Annotated in this window: 14 protein-coding genes and 2 pseudogenes; 10 read left to right on the plus strand and 6 right to left on the minus strand. The window is 43.7% G+C overall.

Annotation, left to right across the window (positions count from 1 at the left end; translation table 11 throughout):
* Positions 1-192: 192 nt before the first annotated feature.
* Positions 193-798: a TetR/AcrR family transcriptional regulator gene (locus tag DFP94_RS20615; protein WP_114498361.1), complete on the minus strand. Its 606-nt coding sequence runs from the start codon at positions 796-798 to the stop codon at positions 193-195.
* A gap of 192 nt (positions 799-990) precedes the next feature.
* On the opposite strand from DFP94_RS20615, the gene DFP94_RS20620 reads away from it, so the two are divergent.
* Complete coding sequence (locus DFP94_RS20620; protein ID WP_114498362.1) at positions 991-1,770, plus strand: nuclear transport factor 2 family protein; 780 nt, start codon at positions 991-993, stop codon at positions 1,768-1,770.
* Positions 1,771-2,028: 258 nt separating this feature from the next.
* The gene (locus DFP94_RS20625; protein WP_114498363.1) at positions 2,029-3,216 is read left to right on the plus strand and encodes a YhgE/Pip domain-containing protein; all 1,188 of its coding nucleotides are present in this window, start codon (positions 2,029-2,031) and stop codon (positions 3,214-3,216) included.
* Positions 3,217-4,012: 796 nt separating this feature from the next.
* On the opposite strand, the gene DFP94_RS20630 is transcribed toward DFP94_RS20625, so the two are convergent.
* On the minus strand, positions 4,013-4,954 hold the full coding sequence (locus tag DFP94_RS20630) for a zinc-binding dehydrogenase (protein WP_114498364.1): 942 nt from the start codon (positions 4,952-4,954) through the stop codon (positions 4,013-4,015).
* Between the two features lie 121 nt (positions 4,955-5,075).
* Here DFP94_RS20630 and DFP94_RS20635 point away from each other — a divergent pair, with 121 nt between their 5' ends.
* Positions 5,076-5,954 carry a hypothetical protein gene (locus tag DFP94_RS20635; RefSeq protein ID WP_114498449.1) on the plus strand — a complete coding sequence of 293 codons (879 nt, stop codon included), beginning with the start codon at positions 5,076-5,078 and terminating at the stop codon, positions 5,952-5,954.
* Between the two features lie 221 nt (positions 5,955-6,175).
* On the opposite strand, the gene DFP94_RS20645 is transcribed toward DFP94_RS20635, so the two are convergent.
* The 3 genes from DFP94_RS20645 to DFP94_RS25610 all read right to left on the minus strand — a co-directional run bounded on the left by DFP94_RS20645 (position 6,176) and on the right by DFP94_RS25610 (position 8,638).
* Complete coding sequence (locus DFP94_RS20645; protein WP_245955020.1) at positions 6,176-7,144, minus strand: poly(ethylene terephthalate) hydrolase family protein; 969 nt, start codon at positions 7,142-7,144, stop codon at positions 6,176-6,178.
* Between the two features lie 379 nt (positions 7,145-7,523).
* Positions 7,524-8,501: an alpha/beta hydrolase gene (locus DFP94_RS20650; RefSeq protein ID WP_114498367.1), complete on the minus strand. Its 978-nt coding sequence runs from the start codon at positions 8,499-8,501 to the stop codon at positions 7,524-7,526.
* The gene (locus DFP94_RS25610; protein WP_181873239.1) at positions 8,498-8,638 is read right to left on the minus strand and encodes a hypothetical protein; all 141 of its coding nucleotides are present in this window, start codon (positions 8,636-8,638) and stop codon (positions 8,498-8,500) included. Before DFP94_RS25610 ends, DFP94_RS20650 begins: the two co-directional genes overlap by 4 nt.
* A gap of 159 nt (positions 8,639-8,797) precedes the next feature.
* Between DFP94_RS25610 and DFP94_RS20655 the strand changes: the two genes are divergently transcribed.
* The 6 genes and pseudogenes from DFP94_RS20655 (at position 8,798) to DFP94_RS20685 (ending at position 13,709) form a co-directional block, all read left to right on the plus strand.
* On the plus strand, positions 8,798-9,304 hold the full coding sequence (locus tag DFP94_RS20655) for a TetR/AcrR family transcriptional regulator (protein WP_114498368.1): 507 nt from the start codon (positions 8,798-8,800) through the stop codon (positions 9,302-9,304).
* A gap of 364 nt (positions 9,305-9,668) precedes the next feature.
* Positions 9,669-10,559, plus strand: coding sequence for a dihydrodipicolinate synthase family protein (locus tag DFP94_RS20660; RefSeq protein ID WP_114498369.1), 891 nt, complete (start codon positions 9,669-9,671; stop codon positions 10,557-10,559).
* 75 nt (positions 10,560-10,634) lie between these two features.
* Positions 10,635-10,835: pseudogene (locus DFP94_RS26195) on the plus strand (heteromeric transposase endonuclease subunit TnsA); the annotation flags it as partial.
* A gap of 201 nt (positions 10,836-11,036) precedes the next feature.
* A complete protein-coding gene (locus DFP94_RS20675) occupies positions 11,037-11,744 on the plus strand; it encodes a LytR/AlgR family response regulator transcription factor (protein WP_114498371.1) in 708 nt (235 codons plus the stop codon).
* Between the two features lie 2 nt (positions 11,745-11,746).
* Complete coding sequence (locus DFP94_RS20680; RefSeq protein ID WP_114498372.1) at positions 11,747-13,159, plus strand: sensor histidine kinase; 1,413 nt, start codon at positions 11,747-11,749, stop codon at positions 13,157-13,159.
* Between the two features lie 130 nt (positions 13,160-13,289).
* Positions 13,290-13,709, plus strand: a complete 420-nt coding sequence (locus DFP94_RS20685; RefSeq protein WP_114498373.1) for a hypothetical protein — start codon at positions 13,290-13,292, stop codon at positions 13,707-13,709.
* Positions 13,710-13,867: 158 nt separating this feature from the next.
* Here DFP94_RS20685 and DFP94_RS20690 read toward each other — a convergent pair.
* Positions 13,868-14,491 (minus strand): annotated as a pseudogene (locus tag DFP94_RS20690) (zinc-binding dehydrogenase); the annotation flags it as partial.
* A 324-nt stretch (positions 14,492-14,815) separates the two neighbouring features.
* On the opposite strand from DFP94_RS20690, the gene DFP94_RS20695 reads away from it, so the two are divergent.
* Positions 14,816-19,084 carry a PA14 domain-containing protein gene (locus DFP94_RS20695; RefSeq protein WP_114498374.1) on the plus strand — a complete coding sequence of 1,423 codons (4,269 nt, stop codon included), beginning with the start codon at positions 14,816-14,818 and terminating at the stop codon, positions 19,082-19,084.
* The last annotated feature ends 7 nt before the right edge of the window (positions 19,085-19,091 follow it).

A 19,091-nucleotide genomic window follows, 5' to 3' on the forward strand; every position in this document is an offset into this window, starting at 1 on the left:
AGAATCATTAAATGAAAGGTCGAGTTTATATTGAATATAAAAGGCTTTAAATGTCCAAAGAAAATAAAATGTTAGACTGAAAAATAAAGTGTTAGAATCGGAAAATGAAGTTGTAGACTGAGAAAATAAAGTATTAGACTGGCGGGCGCTTCATTAAGCTCCTAACGGACAGGATAGCGCCCCTCGCTAATTTTATTCCTCAACGGGGATGCCGGCAGCTTTCAAATGCCCATAGGTAACAATTCTACTAAACTGAGATGAAGCTTCATCCGCAGGAAGAGGCTGATCGTTTTTAATCCACCAAATGACTATACCCATGAAAGCCGATACGAGATATTCCAGCAGCAAATCCTTGGATATCGCTAAATGGGATTGTCCCTGAGCAGGATTCCACCTCTCATTCAATTTATCTTTAATGATATTCTCCATTTTTGCTCGAAACTGATAGATTCTATTCTCTTCAATTAACATTGCGTAGTAAAAGGTAGTGTTGAGAGAAATATGTTCCAGTAAAGTTTGCATGACTGTCTCAAGTATAGAAATACTGAAAGGATTCATGCTGATGGGACAAAGAACAACGGCATCTTTTAGTTCGCTCAACAATTCATTCATACACTTATCCAATAAATCAGGTTTATTTTGGTAATGCAGATAAAAAGTGTTTCGATTGATCATAGCCCGATCGGCAATATCCTGGATTGTTATCGCTTCATATCCTTTTTCCTGAATAAGCTCATAAAAAGCCTTTCGAATCGATTGTTTCGTGCGAAGTATTCTTAGGTCGGTTTTCTTGTTCATTATTTTCAGTCCCCCTAAATTTATTTAGAGCAGTTAAGCGACAAAGTTTGATGAGTTGTCTGTTATCCTTCAAAACTAAAAATATTGAATATTGATGGTGATATTAACCTTTATTATAATGAGCGATAGATAAATAAACAACACGACGTTCATTATTTATCTAATGACTATAAATACCAAGGAGGATAACAAATGACATCACAAAACCAAAATGAGCTTGTCCTTAAGGCAATCGCTGTGCTGGAAAGTTTTGAGAGCGGCAATCCCGAAGCGATTACGGCTTACGTTAACCCAAATCAATATATTCAGCACAACCAAGGCTTATCCGATGGTCGTGCGGCCATGCTTGGTGCACTTGACCATTTAAAGGAAATTGGTACGAAGGTAAGTATTAAGCGTGCTTTGGTCGACGGAGATTATGTGGTACTTCATTCCGTATATGAGTTTTTCGGCCCCAAAATCATCATTGATATTTTCCGTTTTGAGGATGGACTGATTGTTGAACATTGGGACAATATGCAAGAGTTGGTTGAAAAAACACCAAGCAACCATACGATGATTGATGGACCGGTCACGATAAAGGATATCGACAAGACAGATGCCAACAAAGAAATTGTCAAAAGCTATGTTGAAAACATCTTGCTTGGGAAAAACCCCGGCCTGATTGAGGCATATTTTGATGGGGATAACTACATCCAGCATAGTCCACATATGGCAGATGGCCTTTCCGGCCTCCATACTGCATTGCAGGCGCTGAAGAAGAAAAATATTGAATTTGAATATACTCATGTCCATCAGGTGATTGGACAAGGCGATTTTGTGCTTACAGTGAGTGAAGGTCTCTTCGACGGTCAGCCTACTGCTTTTTTTGACATGTTCCGCGTGGAGAATGGAAAGATCGCCGAACATTGGGACGTCATCGAGGGCATACTGCCAACAGAAAAACGAAAGAATTCGAATAGCAGATTTTGAGTTTGATGCAGCTGGAATTGTAAAAAAGACATCACCGATATTAATTACGGTGATGTCTTTCGCATCGCGAATGTACTTGAGCGATAAATCTTTCTTCAAATGGATATAGAAACGTTGCTGCAGCAACGCTTTTATATCCATTGCGATTAAGTAAACTTGTGGAGCAGCTATATTAAAAGGTGAGCCTTTTACAGATGAACATTGCAAAGTTGATCATCAACAAGATGTTCATTATAAATAGACGAGGAGTAGCGTATCATGAGAATACTGAAACAAAAAATGACGTGGCTGGGAGTGGCAATCGTCCTGGTCGTGTTGATCGTATTTGGGTTGGCGATGATGGGTTCGGTGCTCGGATCGAAGCCAAAGGAGCTTCCGGTGGCCCTCGTTGTCCTTGACCAGCCGGCGGAGCTGGTGACTGGCGAAACGTTTGCGGTAGGGGAGATAATTCAGGAGACATTAGGTTCGAACCCGGAGCTACCGTTCGTATGGCATGTTGTGGATTCCGAGGAAAAAGCTCGGGAAGGGATGGATAAACGCGATTTTTACGGAGCGGTAGTGCTTCCGGTTGATCTGAGCACCGGACTGCTCTCGTTAGCAACTTCTTCGCCGATTCACCCTAATGTGAAGCTCATCACCAACGAGGGCATGAGCACACAAGCCTCGATCGTCGTAACACAGGCATTGGGGCAAGCGCTGAAAATGATCAACGAAAAACTATCGCAACAGCTGCTTGGGCAGATTGAGCAGCAAAATGAGCATATTCCGGTTGAGACGGCGAAGGCTTTTATGGCACCAATGAACGTTCAGGAGGAAGTCATGCATTCACCGGGGGTGAACAATGCGTCGGGGAATGCCCCGGCTTTGTTGACTCAGATCATGTGGATCGGCAGCCTGGTGACCGGAATAGTCTTGTTCCTGGCTGGCAAGAAAGTGGTCGACGCGGGTTCAAGAAGATGGACGGTCATTGCACTGCAAGCGATCGTGGGACTTGTGATCGTAAGCTTTTCATCGGGCTTCACTATTTGGATGGCCACGTCGTGGTACGGTATGGAAATGGCGGATGCAGGGGCAACTTGGTTGTTCTTATGGCTGGTCGGATCGGCGTTCTTCTTGTTGCAATCTTCTTTGCTAAATTGGATCGGATTCCGGGCTATGCCGCTGCTCGTACTGCTGATGTTCTTCTCCATCCCGCTGCTGAACATGGCTCCGGAGTTCTTACCACATACGACGCGAGATTGGATCTATTCGTGGACGCCATTGCGGTTCGCAGCAGGAGGGCTGCGGGAAGTGATGTACTTCGGCGGACTGGACGCGGCCTCTTCGAACACCTCTGTCTTGTGGGGCGTTTTCGCGGGATTTCTGGTGCTGCTGCTCGCTTCCGGATTTAAGGCTGGTCGATCGACAGATGCCGCGCCTACTTCTGTTACAGTCGGTTTAAAATAAAGATTGATACTCTTATCAAAGTGGGTAAAACGGTTTCGTACCGAACTGTATCGGACAAATTTAAAGAAAATAATCCAGACGGAATAGATATACACCAAAATACAATCCGAAAGAACCAAGTGCTTCATAATCATTTTCTTCAGCACAGTATTACTAAGACTTATAGGCCTCGTAAAAGGTCACACGAGGCCTTAAACGATGATTTAGATACATTGCACATTAAACAGGATCGTGACATAGATCGAGTTCGACAGCGCTATATGCAGCTCACTAAGTCGGAGCTGGTCGATTTACTAATACGGATGGAACAGTAAATTGCGTATCAGAGTCAGTATTGGCTGAAAAGTGAATTTGAAAAGTATATAAAAATTCGTAAACCTAACTTTAGTTTGTTAAATCGAACGGTACTGCCTGGCATTCATTCGGTAGCCTTGAAGGGCACTTACTTTATCTATCGAAATGGGAACCAACTATAATGTCACTGAACATCTGTTGTCCGAAGAAAATAAAGTGTCAGACTGAAAAATAAAGTATTAGACTGGTGAGCACTTCATTAAGCCAACTGGCAGAATAGTGAGAGAAAATGAAAATTCTTAAAGCGGTGCCAATGAGGGTAAATGACTAACTGTGTTGATATTAAAGCTGGATAGATTACTATACGAAATATAAAGGTCAAATAGCCGGGTTCATTGAAAGGCAGCGGTACTCCCACTCAAACGAGTAAGGGTGTACTACTGCCGTTTCTTTTTCAGATTCGTTTTTAGATTCCTGGGAATATAGTTGCAAACTTATATAATCAATCTAAGTGAAGCACGGCTTTGCCCGTGAATTTCCGTTCCATAAGATTACGGGCAACGGTGTCGATTTCGGTCCAGGGCGCCTCCACTTGGATTCGTGGGATTAACCGCTCATCTGTGACCAGCCGGGCCAGCAAACTCAGATCGTCCGCAGCTGATTGACGAGTGAGTTCCTCACCTAAAAAGAAGCTGTACAAGGTTCTTCCTCCGCTGGTCACCATATTCTTCATATCGATCATTGCGGTATTTGAGGAGGAAAATCCTACCGCAACGCAAATCCCTTGGGGCGCTAGCTGCGGCAGCAACGCCGCCAGTGTATTGCCGCCTACTGAATCGATGATCAGATCGTACGGCCCAAATTTGCTGGCTGATGAAATTGCGGAATAACCAATGATCACTTCGTCGGATCCGACCTCCCGAACAAGCTCAGCCTTCTCTTCCGTGCTTGCCGTACCTACAACGTATGCGCCGGATTGGACTGCAAGCTGATGGGCGAATAGCCCAACTCCGCCGCTAGAGCCTGTAATGAAAATTCGTTTGCCAAGCAGCATGCCGCCTTTTCGAAGTGCATAAAGAGCCGTGAGCCCTGCTACGGGGAGGGTAGCCGCCATAGTAAAAGTGAGTTTGTCTGGGATTTCGGCCAACAACGATACGGGAGCAGCCACTTGCTCGCTCCAGGCTCCCATCGGGAGCAAACCAACAACCCTGGCCCCTTTTTGCGGTCCTGCGCCGTTCTCAGCCGGCTCGATGACAATCCCGGCGAGATCCCAGCCAGGACGGCTAGATATTTCCTGATTTTTAGCGTCACTCACTTCACCGCGGTTGAGTGAGACGGCCTTCACTTGCACAAGCGCTTCCCATGGCTTAGGCTGCGGGGCGTCAACTTCCTTGAAGGCCAAATGAGACGGTGCATGCGGATCAACAACAATAGTACGAATCATATCGGTTTTCCTCCATGTTGGTTATGGTCATTAGATGACCTTCATTTCAATGAGGAGTATACTTTAAATGAAGGTTCGGCCCAAGTGCAGAACTACACTTCATAAGAGAAGGGAAGAGAAGATGGATATAGATACGGAGAATTCCAGACATAGAATCGTAATGGGAGAAATTGAAGCCCTGCGGATAAAACGCCAGCAAAAGCTTGTCGATCGACCTCAACCGTCCTTGAAACGATTTACTCAACAAGAGCTGAACGACGAGGCTTTTCCTTCGTATAAAAATCTGCTGGTTGGACGTACCCGCCGCATACCGACCCGCCAGACGATAATAAATATTGCAGAATATCTTGAGTGTACATCCGACGAGCGTAACGATTTGCTTTTGGCAGCCGGTTATCTTCCAATTCAGACCGAATTGGATGGACGGTCTTTGGAGCGTGCATTAGAGTGGGCTCAGCAAACGATGAGGAGTATTCCTTTTCCCGCCATGGTCGTAACACATACTCAGGACATCAAGGGATTAAATGAGCCTTTTCATCAATTGTTCGAAATCCCTCTCGACTGTTCATATGACGGTTTAATGAATAGGGTCGATTTACATTTTAATTCTGGTTTTCCTATCCGGTCCCGCTCCACGTTTGACAAGGCGTCGTTTAAGCAGTGGGAGGAGCACATCATAAACGGAATACAAGCCTTTAAGAGTGAGCACATACTCTCGCGTTATGATGGGTGGTATCAAAAATTGCTGGATAGAGTTCAGAAATATAACGCGTGCGAATATCTGAGTGTTCCGGATGTAGGGGGAAATGTTGATCAAATACAAACAATTCTAGCCAGAATGGAAAGCTCCGGAGACCTTATTCCCGTACGCTACAGACAGATTTCGATTTCTGCAGGCGGCCGCTTATATCCGCAAATTGAGGTTTTCCTGCCGGTAGATTCTGCCGCGCGCACAGTTTTCAAGAACCTGGGATGTCCAGCTGATTGCGCATTTGTCTAATCCGACACTTACAAGAGGATGGAATCGAAAAAGTTATTGGATTCACTGCATCAGAGATCTGCTCAAACGCTTGTCCCGCTGCAGTAACCATCTTTATTCCGGCTTCGGTTTCATTGCTATTCACTTTCAGGGCTCGGACCGCTTGAATCGTGTTATTTTGAATGAGTTTTACCAAATTTATGTGCGGTAATTCTTATACGAGCCCTGATCTCAGCTTTATTTTAATGGATATTGCTTTCAACGTCCTGATACAGGCTGTTATGAAGAATTTCCGCATTACTGCCTTTGAATGCCTTACCTGCTTCTTCATCCCCCTGCAGATGCCACATGAACCATGCAGTCATGTATCCGTCGATTGCCTGGTATGTTTCACTGTGGTCGACAGCCGTCTTTCTGGCAATAATTTTTTCAACAAAATCCGGAAGTGCCTCATAGTTTGCCTGAAGTGACCATAACGGGTTGATGCCCTGTCCTTCCGTTGCAGTGATATCTTCGGCAGTACCTGCATCAAAGCTACCGGTACCCGCAGCCATGAAGGTCGGTATATTGACCTTTGAAAGATCATAGCTCCATTCCAGTCCGAATATGTTTTCCTGTCCCCAGTATGGAGATGTAGTACTGACTGCATATAATGCTTTGTACATGTTTCCATGATCCTGTGACGTCACTGCATTAATTGCCCCGACCCCACCCTGTGAATGGCCGCCGATTCCGATATGATCTATATCCACTTTACCGTAAAATATACTGTTGCTGTCTCTGCTTAGTTCCAGCAAGAACTTAAGACTTGATTCCGAAGAAGCACCTGTTCTTGAATTCCCATCTTCGTTGCCGACAGCGATAAAGCCCCATGAAGCCAGATGCTTGAAAAATGCTCTGTATGAGCTGGCAGGAATTCCCGTTCCATTGGCAACGACTACGACCGGATATTTTATCTCGCTGCTTTCCAGTTCTCTTGGATACCAGATTTCGTATTTTTTGCTTGTCTCGTCATTAGCCTCAAATTCCGCAAACGATACTTTATACTTCCCGAGAGCAGTATATTGCTTCTCGATCGGCTGCTCTGTTTTCGTGAACTTGTAGTAATGTGAACTCTTATATTTAAAAAATGTAACCCCTGCCGCAACCAATAAGGCTATGATAATAACGATAATTAACGAAATTTTCAGGATAATCTTCAAAATCCCCAATTCAAATTTCCTCCAACTTCTTTTCATTTATTCACTCGATAAATGGGTTCAGGATACTCCACCACTAGATAAATAATTTCGTACAAGGACTAATGCTCCGTCTCTGGTAGAACTTGTGAATAATATTTTGGTATCTGGATGATCAGATGACAAAGCTTTGAAGCTATCCAGAACAAGATTATCGGTAACAAGTCGATCCGATATTTTTTCAGGCGACTGCCATACATTTTCAGATATACTCTTCCAATCATCACTTAAAAGTAATGCGCCATCGACAAGTACTGTAGAATTTTCTACAGACGGAAAATAATCTGTCAGAATATCGGTTAATGACTTGTGTTTCTTTTTTTTTCATCCATATTGAATATCTCTTGTTTTTTTATTTGACCGGTATATAAGTATCCAGATATTTTTCCACTGTCTCCATGTACTTTACATACAGAGCATTGTCATTTTGAAGGGCATGCCCCGAATGCGGGAATTCAATGTACTCATGCGTTACGTTATTTTCTTCTAATGCATTGATCAAATGCTTCACTGTATCAAACGGGCACACTTTGTCATATACGCCATAGGCGGAGACAGTAGGCACCGAATTTTCATTTACCCACATGTATGCTGAAATCGGTTTGATTGTCTCTTCATAAGCTTCCGTGCCGAGCATATCCGCCGTGATTTCAGTACCGGCCATGATTGAAAACAATCCGGCTGCCGCCTCCGGGTTCTGATCGAGGCCGTATACAGACCAGTCTTCGGGGTAGAAGCTCGAAGGCCCTACAGCTTCAAACAGCATCTTCACCGGAATCGGTGATTCATCCGCATCGCGGTATGCATAGAGCATCGCCAGCGTTCCGCCTGCAGAGCCTCCGGATATTGCCATTGAATCAAGATTGTATCCTAATTTTTTTGCCTCTTTGACAATAGCGGGGATACTGCTTTTAATTTCCATTGACTGTGAATAAACGTTGGTCTCAGGGTGTTCTTCATCGCGCAGGGTGTAATTGATTCCCGCTGCCACATAACCTTTTGAAGTCAGCCACTGTAGCATGCTTGCATCATCCGATTTATCACCCGTCGTGAATCCTCCCGCGTGGAGATATACGACAAGACCATAAGTTTCTTTTGTATGATCTGCAGGTACATATAAATCAAATTTATTTGCTTCGCCGTCTCCGTATGCTATATCGGTATAAGTCGTTCCAATCTCTTCGTCCCAGTCTACGGAATACTTGTTTAATTCCGGAGAAGTATAAGTCACTTTGAAGATAGCCGATCCCACAAAAGAAACGATAAACGCCCCTACACACAGCAGAATAAACATGCCTGCTTTGTTTCCTTTCTTTTTATCTTTGCTCATAGGAAATTGCCTCCGAACAATGATCCGCCGACCATCAGATTAATAAACATTCGCACTACCAGTCTTCCTAAAATCAGACCGGCAATAATCACTACAGCGAGAATAATGATTCGTTTCATAGTAAGAAAATTTATCATATGTTTCTCCTTTATCTCCGTAATTTCAAATCGTATCGTTTACGCTTGACAATCTGTTGTAGCAGATGTACTCTACCGATGTGTCAAATGTACCATCGCTTATTTGCAAGATCAATACTCATAAGAAAAATGGCACAAATCAGGAGGAAATGTACCATCATGAACAACGAAGAAAAAAACACTTTTGTAAAAGAACAAATTACGGAAGCTACCTTAAAGCTATTAATGAAATACGAACTTTCTCAAATATCTATAAGTCAAATAACTACGAAAGCGCAGGTGAGCAGAAATTCTTTCTACCGAAATTATGTCGATAAAGAGGATATCTTACTGAAGCACATAAAGAATTTAATTTCAAAGTGGGATTCGGATTATCAACTTGTAAATAATGATTCCAATGTAGAACTATATGGCAGTTTGTTTAAGCACTTAAAAGAAAATAGCGATTTTTATCTTTTGCTAAAAAAACGAAATTTGTTTTATCTGTTTTTAAACACGTATATCGAGCTGTACGGATCCAAAACCGAATACGACAATATGACAGCCTATGTTACATCTTTTATAGCCTACGGAACTTATGGCTGGATCGAAGAATGGATTGGCCGTGGCATGCAGGAATCAGCCGAGACCATGTCGTCGCTCCTCTCATCACACGGGATGAAGTAATATTTATTCATTTGATAGCAATAATTTACTTGTTACAGCAACACTGCTAGGACAAGTAATCCATTATTGAATGGAACCAATAACAGGCAACAATATATTTCTTAATACGAATATTAATGGCATGTTTAAATACTTGCGCTTCTTTGGTAATGAAGAATTAAGCTCTCTCGAAATGATTCCGTATCCTCACGCTAGCTCATGAATTCGCAGGATTTCAACTTTTGTTAAGTGAGGGCAGTTTACGCTAATGAAGGATAAGGAAATTGGTCCAATAAAATAAAAAAAAATTGTACCTTTTAATTTTCCTGATCGTAATTTATGTTCGTAATTAAAGATATTTTATATTTGAAAGGATGTATTTAATATGTTTACAGGCTTAGCTGCATTTCCTCTAACTCCAATGAATGAGAGGGGAATAGATGAGCAGGCTTTAATACAATTGCTCATACGTTTAACTTCAGCAAAAGTTGATTCGATCGGAGTTTTAGGATCGACTGGCAGTTATGTTTATCTCAATAGGGAAGAACGATTGCGTGTTGCTCAACTCGCAATAGAGTACGCCAAGGGGATACCAGTAATGATTGGAATAAGTGCTTTGCGTACACGCGATGTTCTTCAATTAGCAGAAGATGCTCAGAAAACAGGGGCGAATGCTGTACTTCTAGCGCCCGTTTCCTATCAGCAACTTACTGATGACGAGGTGTTCTCACTGTATGAGACAGTAACAAAATCTCTTTCTATACCATTGTGTGTGTACGATAACCCAAGTACAACTCACTTCCGGTTCAGTGATCATTTGCATGGACATATTGCGCAGTTACCAAAAGTCCGTTCCATAAAGATACCCGGGGTACCTGATTTGGTTTCTGCTAAGCAGAGAGTGGAACAACTACGTGCTCATATACCGAAAGATGTTACTATAGGAACTAGCGGAGATCCGTATGCAGTAGTTGGTTTAAATGCCGGATGCGAGGCATGGTACTCTGTACTTGGTGGTTTGTATCCTGATATTTGCATAAGGATAACACGTGCTGCTCTGGGCGGGCATTCGGTCAACGCCGAGAGTCAATCTGCTTTTCTTGCCCCTCTTTGGCAGATGTTTCAAAGGTACGGTAGTTTACGCGTCGTTGCTACAATTGCGGAGATGCAAGGATTAACCAACTATCCAAGTCTCCCATTACCGCTAAAAAGTTTAGATGGACTTGCTCGACAAGAATTAGGAAGTATCCTTGCTGATTTGCAACTCGATTCTTAAAAGTTGATGATTTCCAAACTCGGAATCCGCATTAAATCAACAAATACAATCTAACACTTTATTTTCTATGCACATCAGGATGTACCGTCAACAGGCAGATCAACGCGCGGAGTCGGCTGGACTACCGGAAGACAACATACCTTTCTGTCGGATCTGGAATGTGATTATTTCTATTCTCTTGATTTTGCCGATGAGGTAACAGATATAAGAGAGCAATACCCGCTCCTTCCACTTGAGGAGACGAAGCTAATAGCAGAAATCTTGGGAAGGCGTTATGCCTAGTTTGATTCACGACTTTTTTATCACCAGACACTTTGTTTGTCTACCAAAACCGAGCCAATCCGGGATTATCCCTGACATTTGCTCGGTTTTCTTTTTTGTAGGAGACGGAAAGTTAGGGGGGAGGGAAGGGAAATGCAGAGTCATTCTCGAATTGGTTTCGTCAGGAATAGAAATTAATATAATGAAATACGGGTGATGAAGTTGAGGATTGCTGTTTGTGAAGATGAAAAAGTCATTCGGGAAAGTATTGCCGAGAAAATCCATCTCCGTTATCCCAAATCTCCGATTGTGCAATATGAAACGGGAGAATCATTGCTTAGCGAGGTAGAAGGGATCGATATCGTTTTTCTGGATATTCACCTGGAGGATCTGAATGGCCTTGAGGTTGCCAAGAGAATTAGAGAAAAGAATGATCACATCACGATCATTTTTATTACGGCATATGAGAAATATGTATACGATGCTTTTGATGTACGGGCTTTTCAATTTCTGGTGAAGCCGATTGATTCGGTAAAATTTTATAAGGTTTTACAGTCCGCCGTGGAGAATATCCACATTAAAGATCGAAAGGAAGAACCTTTCACGATCATTAAAAAGGGACACAGCTCATTTAAAATCTACCATCATCAGATCTGTTATGCCGAGGTTTTAGGACGAAGAATCCAGTTGTACACCGTGGAAGGCCTGCATGAATTTAACGGGAAATTAGCTGAGTTGGAAAAAAGCTTAGGTTCACATTTTTACCGTATCCATCGTTCCTATCTGGTGAATCTAAATTACATATCATCCTATGATGCAGCTCAGGTATCTCTGGATCAAGGTCAACAGCTGGTTATCGCACAGAAAAAATACGCCGACTTTGTCCGAGCCTACTTGCAATTCATGAAGAGTAAAGGACAATAGCTATGACTCTTGAAGAAATAAATCAATATTATGCGATTGCTACGAAAGTTTATGAAGCTGTTTTACAAGGCATGTTGGCGTTTTTCTTTTACCGATTTTGTCGGATTTATACGGATGAAAAACGGCTTATTGGCTTTATAGCAATCTTATATTTCCTCATTATACTATCGTTGAATACGTTTCAACCTGGCTTGGAAAATTTTTGGGTATGCATGATTGCCTCAACTGTAGCGTTTTTGCTGATGTGGCCTTTGCTACGATTATCTGTGCAGATAGAAACCTTTATTAGTGTGACCTATTTTGCGATCCGCTGGTTAGGACCCTCTATTGTATCAATGCTGTTTTTACCAATAAACCGGTCGTTATTGCGCTTATATGATCAAGTCATCGATTCGTCGTCCGAGTATATCGGATTATATTATTTTTATTATAATTTGGGCATGATTGTTGTTATGATGTCGCTTTATTGGCTGGTCATGTGGCTATTTGTACTGGCGTACAAGAAAATCAATAGCTGGTATCGTGCTGACTTAAGTACGAAGGAAATTATAATATTATTAATACCGGCATTTTCCGGTATATCCAGTTACGCTCTCTTGAATCAATTCAATAAATTAACAGAAGCAAATTCAAACCCGCTTTTTATGAATAGGCAGATACTAAGTTATTGGGCTATACATAATTTGATTATATTAGCTGCTATGCTAATCGTACTTGTTCTTTTTCAAAGATTGGAGATCCAGCGCGAGGATAAAAGGAAACAGTTTATCTTAGAAAACCAAATCAAAAATATTGAACAGCATATTTCAGGGGTAGAAGGGACGTATCGGGAATTAAGGTCTTTAAGACATGATTTACGCAATCATATCACCGTCATTGAACGATTATTGGAGCAACAGCAATATACCGAAACAGAGCGTTATCTTACGTCTATTCAAAAGGTCTTGGCTCATAAAGAACTGTCCTTTCAAACAGGCAATCCGATTACGGATATCCTTCTGCATGAAAAATCCGAGCAAGCAAAACAGTTCAATATCACTTTTTCTTCCACTTTCTACTATCCTGCAGGTGATCAAATCAACGCATTTGATATGAGTGTCATCCTTCATAATGCCTTGGAAAATGCCCTGGAGGCAACGAAAACGTTAGAGAATGGTTGGATTGAGGTGTCTTCCAAGCAGTTTAAAAACAGTTATCTATTAACGATTCGTAATCCATTTGCCTCCACATTAGAATGGGAAGAACATAAATGGCCCCTTACTACAAAAAAGGATCGGGTGAATCATGGAATAGGTTTAAACAATATTCAGGAAATTGCCAGAAAATATTATGGAGATCTTGAATTTGAAGTAGATTCGTCGATTTTTCAAATTAATATTTTATTGATCTCACCAGAGTCCGCTAATGTTGAATAGCAATAGTGGGCTCTTTTTTTCATTCATGACAAAAAGAACGTTATTCAAGTCATTTGTATTCAATCCTGAATTGGATATCCGAGAATTTTAGAGAGGGGCAATTTCGATTAAAAAAAGTGGGGGTGCTTTCATGTTAGTAAATTCCTTATTACCAAACCAATTATTGAATTATATAAACCAGAGACAGAGTGAAAAAATCGTGGATACCATTGCGATGAATAAAAAGATAAATTTATCAAATGAACAAGTTGAAATGTTTAAAGATGTATTAAGCACAGAACTTAAAACTATGTACTCCAAACAACTTTTATCAAGTTACCTAAATACAACCGGCACCGCCGATAGTTTATCAAATCCTTATTTAAGTTTTGGGCTTATGGGCGGTTCGACAAATAGCTTGCAGCAGAGTGGATTATTTGGTGGTTTGGGGTTAAATTCACCTACGTCATTATTTAATTTGATACCTGCGTACGTATCCGCAGAAGGGATGTTCAACAGCATTACACCGAGGAATATGGCTGTAAATGCATATGCCCGGCAACTCATTTGAAGTGTTGAAATGGACGGAGTAGCGTAATAAAGCAAATAATTGAAATCTATTGGCCTCACCCTTTGGTTATTAAGGGGTGAGGCCTTAGTCATTTTTAGAGCGATCAGCAGGATATAGAGGTTTTAGGTTCCTGGCATTATCGTTGCAAACTTATACAATCAACCTATGTGAAGCACGGCTTTGCCGGACAATTTTCGTTCCATCAGATTACGGGCAACGATGTCATTTTCGGTCCAAGGCGCCTCCACTTCGATCCGGGGGATTAACCGCTCATTTGTGACCAGCCGGGCCAGCAAACACAGATCATCCGCGACTGAATGACAGTGAGTTCTTCACCTAAAAAGAAGCTGTACAAGGTTCTTCCTCCGCTGGTCACCAGATTCATCATATCGATTGTTGCGATATTTGAAGAGGAAAATCCTACCGCAATGCAAACTCTTTGAGGCGCTAGCTGCGGCAGCAACGCCGCCAATGTATTGCCGCCTACTGAATCGATGATCAGATCGTACGGCCCAAATTTACGGGCTGATGAAATTGCGGAATATCCAATGATCACTTCGTCGGATCCGGCCTCCCGAACAAGCTCGGCCTTCTCTTCCGTGCTTGCCGTACCTACAACGAATGCGCCGGATTGGGCTGCAAGCTGATGGGTGAATAGCCCAACCCCGCCGGTAGAGCCTGTAATGAAAATGCGTTTGCCAAGCAAGCATGCCTTGGCGGAGTGCATAAAGAGCCGTGAGCCCTGCTACGGGGAGGGTCGCCGCCTCTGTAAAAGTGAGCTCCAGCCAAGTTTGTAGTGTTTATCCCTCGAATGGAAAGTATCTTTCTAGGCATAAGGAATACGCCCAAGAACGAGATGGAGTTCACTCTCAATTCGATGTTTCATTTTCTAGGGTCAGTCTAAAACTTATTTTTAGACACGGTTTGATTTTACATAGAACCTTTCTCCTAATTCCTCAATGTTTGCAAATCATCGCACAATACTCCCTTATTGAAAATTTTACGAAACTTTAATACTCCCTTTACGATCGATGTATTGTTTGAACCGGACTAAAATCTTATCATTCTTTAGGTCATCATTACTTTGTCTAGGAGGGAATTCAGGAGTGAAGAGCAGGATTGCGCTTACAAGTCGGGTTCTAGCAGTAATTATGCTTATCACCTCGTTGTTCTCAACGGGGTATGTTCCGGTTCAGCCGGCAGTGGCGCAGCCCGGTGACATCAATGTGTTCGCCGGCGCGGCTGCTAAGGCCATGGCTAATGGGGAGATCTCGCAGAGTTTTTCGGCGGCCAATGCAATTGACGGGAAAGCCACTGATAAGAAATGGTCATACGAAGGGGATGCACAGCTACCTGAACGGAGCAACCCTTATTGGTTAGAAGTTGATGCAGGCAGTGAGGCAACGGTTCACAAGTTCGTGCTGTACCATGCCGGTGCAGCGGGGGAGCCAGAGCAGTATAACACCCGCGATTTTACGATTGAAGCCAGCTCTGATGAGGTACATTGGAATAATGTGGTTACGGTGACAGACAACACGTACGGCGTGACGGAGCATGAACTGAATGTGCCGGTTACGGCCCGCTATTTCAAGCTGAACATTACGAATCCTGGTGAGAGTAAGGATAATGGTTATTATCAGGCAAGCATCTATGAGTTTGAGGCTTATGGAACGTTCGGGAATACACCGGTAGATGCCATTCCGGTAACTGGTATCTCCCTGGATAAGTCAAGACTGGAGCTTGAGGTCGGGGAATCGGAATCGCTTCGAGCAACGGTTGTACCGGGCAATGCGGGCGATACAAGCTATTCCTGGTCAACGGCAGATCCTTCTGTCGCAGAGGTGAGTGTCGACGGTCTGGTTACGGCAATAGCACAGGGGACAACAGAACTTACTGTGACTACAGAAGATGGCGGCCATACCACGTCTGCGCAAGTCATTGTGACAATGCCGAAGGCCGAGACAGCTTTGGCAGCAGGACAATTGATCGCACATAACAGTGAATGGACTTATCTTGATAACGGGACGGATCAAGGAAAGGCCTGGTTCGCTGTTAACTTTGACGACAGCCAATGGAAGTCGGCTCCGGGTTCCTTCGGCTATGCCAGCAGCGGCAAGGCACAGCCAACTACCGTTGTCGATTATGGCTCGGACAGCAACAATAGATATATTACGACCTATTTCCGCAAGGAATTTCAGATTGCCAATGCAGGCGACATTCAAGAGCTCTCTGCAGCATTAATCCGTGACGATGGCGTAGTAGTCTATTTGAACGGTCAGGAAGTATACCGCACGAATTTGCCGCAAGGGGCCATCACCTACACAACCCTTGCTCCCGATGCGGTAGGCGATGAGCGTGAAGAATTGGATTTCGATATGGATCCTTCCCTGTTGGTAGATGGAAAAAACGTCATTGCAGTGGAGGTTCATCAGCAGCGAGGCAGTAGTTCGGATCTTTATTTCTCCATGGAGTTAAACAGTTCTGATATTGCTCCTCCTGTTACTGCGAAGAATCAAGGGTTATTGGGGAAATATTACACGAACTCGGGTTCGCCGTTTAATTTTGGCGAACACAAATCGACGATTATTGATCCGCAAATCCATTTCACGAATCTGGACCCGATTCTGCAGACCTGGGTCGGCAAGCAGGACAATGCCAATATATCGTGGACCGGTCAAATAACAGTGCCGGAGACGAACGACTATACCTTCTACATGAACGGTGACAACGGATTCCGCTTGTGGATTGATAACCAGCTCGTGATTGATCACTGGGTAAATGATTGGGATGTGGAACAAACCAGTCAGCCGGTGAATTTGCAAAGTGGGGTCAAATACAGCTTCAAAGTGGACTATTTCGAAGATTTCGGCGGTTCAAACCTGTATTTACGTTGGTCTACTCCAACGATGGTGAAGGAGATTATTCCGGCAACCGCGTTTTATTTGCCCGATGATTATACCGGACCCATCGCCGGCACCTTGGCTTCGAACGGTCAAACCGTATCATTGCAGCTAATGGAGGAGATGAATGTACCCCCTTCCGGCTTCAAGAGTCATCTTACGGCAAAAGTTGGTGATCGGGAGTTGAAGGTTGAAGAAGCTACGTTGGCAAACGATCCTTCCATGCTTCAACTGAAGCTTGAGAGCACAGTAAAGCCTAAAGAAATCGTAACTATTGTATATGATGGACAAGCCGGACTGAAGTTCAGCAGCGGAAAAAGTATAGGTGATTTTACCTTTAGTCCGGTCAATCAATCGGAGGCTGTGGACTACTCGCCAAAGGATATCGTAATGTCTCTGTACGGTGATGCAAAGACGACTCGTTCCTTTGCCTGGTATACCTCCTATGAGGCGCCGGATAATGCCCCTGGGAATATTCTGGATAGCATTGTCGAGGTAGTTCCTGCAGCTCAAGATTTTAATTCGGCAACGGCGCTCCGTTTTACGGGTGTGCCAGAAGATACGCTAATCTTAAAGAATTTGAATCTAGGCAGTACGAAAGGTACATATATCAGCCATAAAGCAATAGCTTCCGGGCTTGCTCCGGGAACAGCTTATAAATACCGGGTAGGCAGTGATGGGAATTGGAGCTCGAACGGTCACTTTACGACCGAAGGCGAAAACGAGACTGAGTTTGAATTCTTGTATATGACAGACTCGCAAGGCGCGAACACCGAGGATTACCGCGTTTGGGCCGGATCACTCAGAAATGCCCTAGACGATTATCCGGACGCGAGATTTCTGGTTATGCCCGGAGATTTGGTGGATGCTGGAGCAAACGAAAGCCAATGGAGCGATTATTTCGGACAACCGCAGGATATGTTGATGAATCTGCCGTTGATGGCAACGATCGGTAACCATGAGGGGCCGAACAATAATAATTTCTTCTATCACTTCAATTTGCCGGATGATTCGTATACAGATCCCAAGCCAAGAGGAACCGTATATTCTTTTGACTATGGTCCTGCTCATATTATGGTGCTGAATACAGGGGACATCCCTTGGGATGACGCGCAGACCAATTCATTCAACAAGCAGATGGAGTGGCTTCGTAAAGAAGTGGCTCAAACAGATAAAAAGTGGAAGATTGTTGCTTTCCACAAAGCGATTTATTCCGTAGGCAATCATGCTAACGATACGGATATTAAGGAGCTGCGGCAGAAGCTATATCCTGTGCTGGATGAACTCGGGATCGATATGGTCCTTCAAGGACACGACCATGTCTTTATGAGATCCTATCAGATGTATAACAATCAGCCTGTAGCCAATGTGACTACCGATACGAACGGCCGATTGATTAATCCGGACGGAACGCTATATATGATCAACAACTCGCCGGGACGAAAATATTATGGAATTAACGCGAGCGCGGACAAGTCTTTTGCTGCCGTTTATCAGCAGCCGTACAAACCGATCTATTCAGGGGTTCAAATTACGGAGGACAGCCTGACAATCCATACGTATATTTCCGGAGAAGATGACCCGTTTGACAGCTATGCGATTGTACAAAACAGCGCCAAACCAAATCCGGTAGAGGAGCTGTCGATCGATAAGACGGAGACGGGAGGGGCGGTATTATCCTGGACACGGCCTGCTGATAACTCTGCGGATGATCCGGTTCGCGGCTTCCGAATTTATGAGACGAGCGGGAGACTTGGACCGAATTGGAGCGTTTATGTACCTGTTGTAGCTGGACAAACAGACTATCAGGTTGAAATCGGAAAGCTGGACTTTTCTGTAACCTACGAATTTGCAGTCAGAGCTGTGGACAAGCGAGACAATTCAGAGATCCGGACGGCAGTTCTGCAAGGTGGTGCGCCATCTGCGCCAACCCATCCCGTAGTGGATGATGCTCGCAACACATTCGGCTGGAAGATGGTACCGGGTTATGCTGAGTTGTCTGACTATGAATACAGCGTAGACGAAGGCAGAACGTGGCGGACGGTGACGTCAAACCCGCAGCCGGTAGATGATCATGACTATCCTGCCGGTACAGTTCTAGTGCGCGTGAAAGGCAATGCTGCGGCAGGAACAGAAGCAGGCTTGCCGCTGGCTTCGGATCTTCCATTTACGTTGAACGGGTTCAGAGATACGTTTGCGCTGACCGGAACCGTGAAGAGGGAGGACCAGCTCCAGGTGGATGTGGAGATCGAGCAGGAGAATTACACGGGCCCTGTCTATGTAGTGTTTGAGCTATTGAACGGGAACGAGCCGATCTTGATCAATGCCATACCGCTGAAAAATGACAAGCTGAATGTTTCCCAGTATTTTAACGTCAGCGGGAATAAATACAGCGTGAAGGTGTTCGTGTTCGACGAATTTGATAACAACCTTGAAGTACCATTCCAACTGGCAAGACCGGTTGTGCTTCAATAACGGGCTG

Origin of the sequence: Fontibacillus phaseoli, assembly GCF_003337355.1 — a bacterium.
GTDB lineage: Bacteria > Bacillota > Bacilli > Paenibacillales > Paenibacillaceae > Fontibacillus > Fontibacillus phaseoli.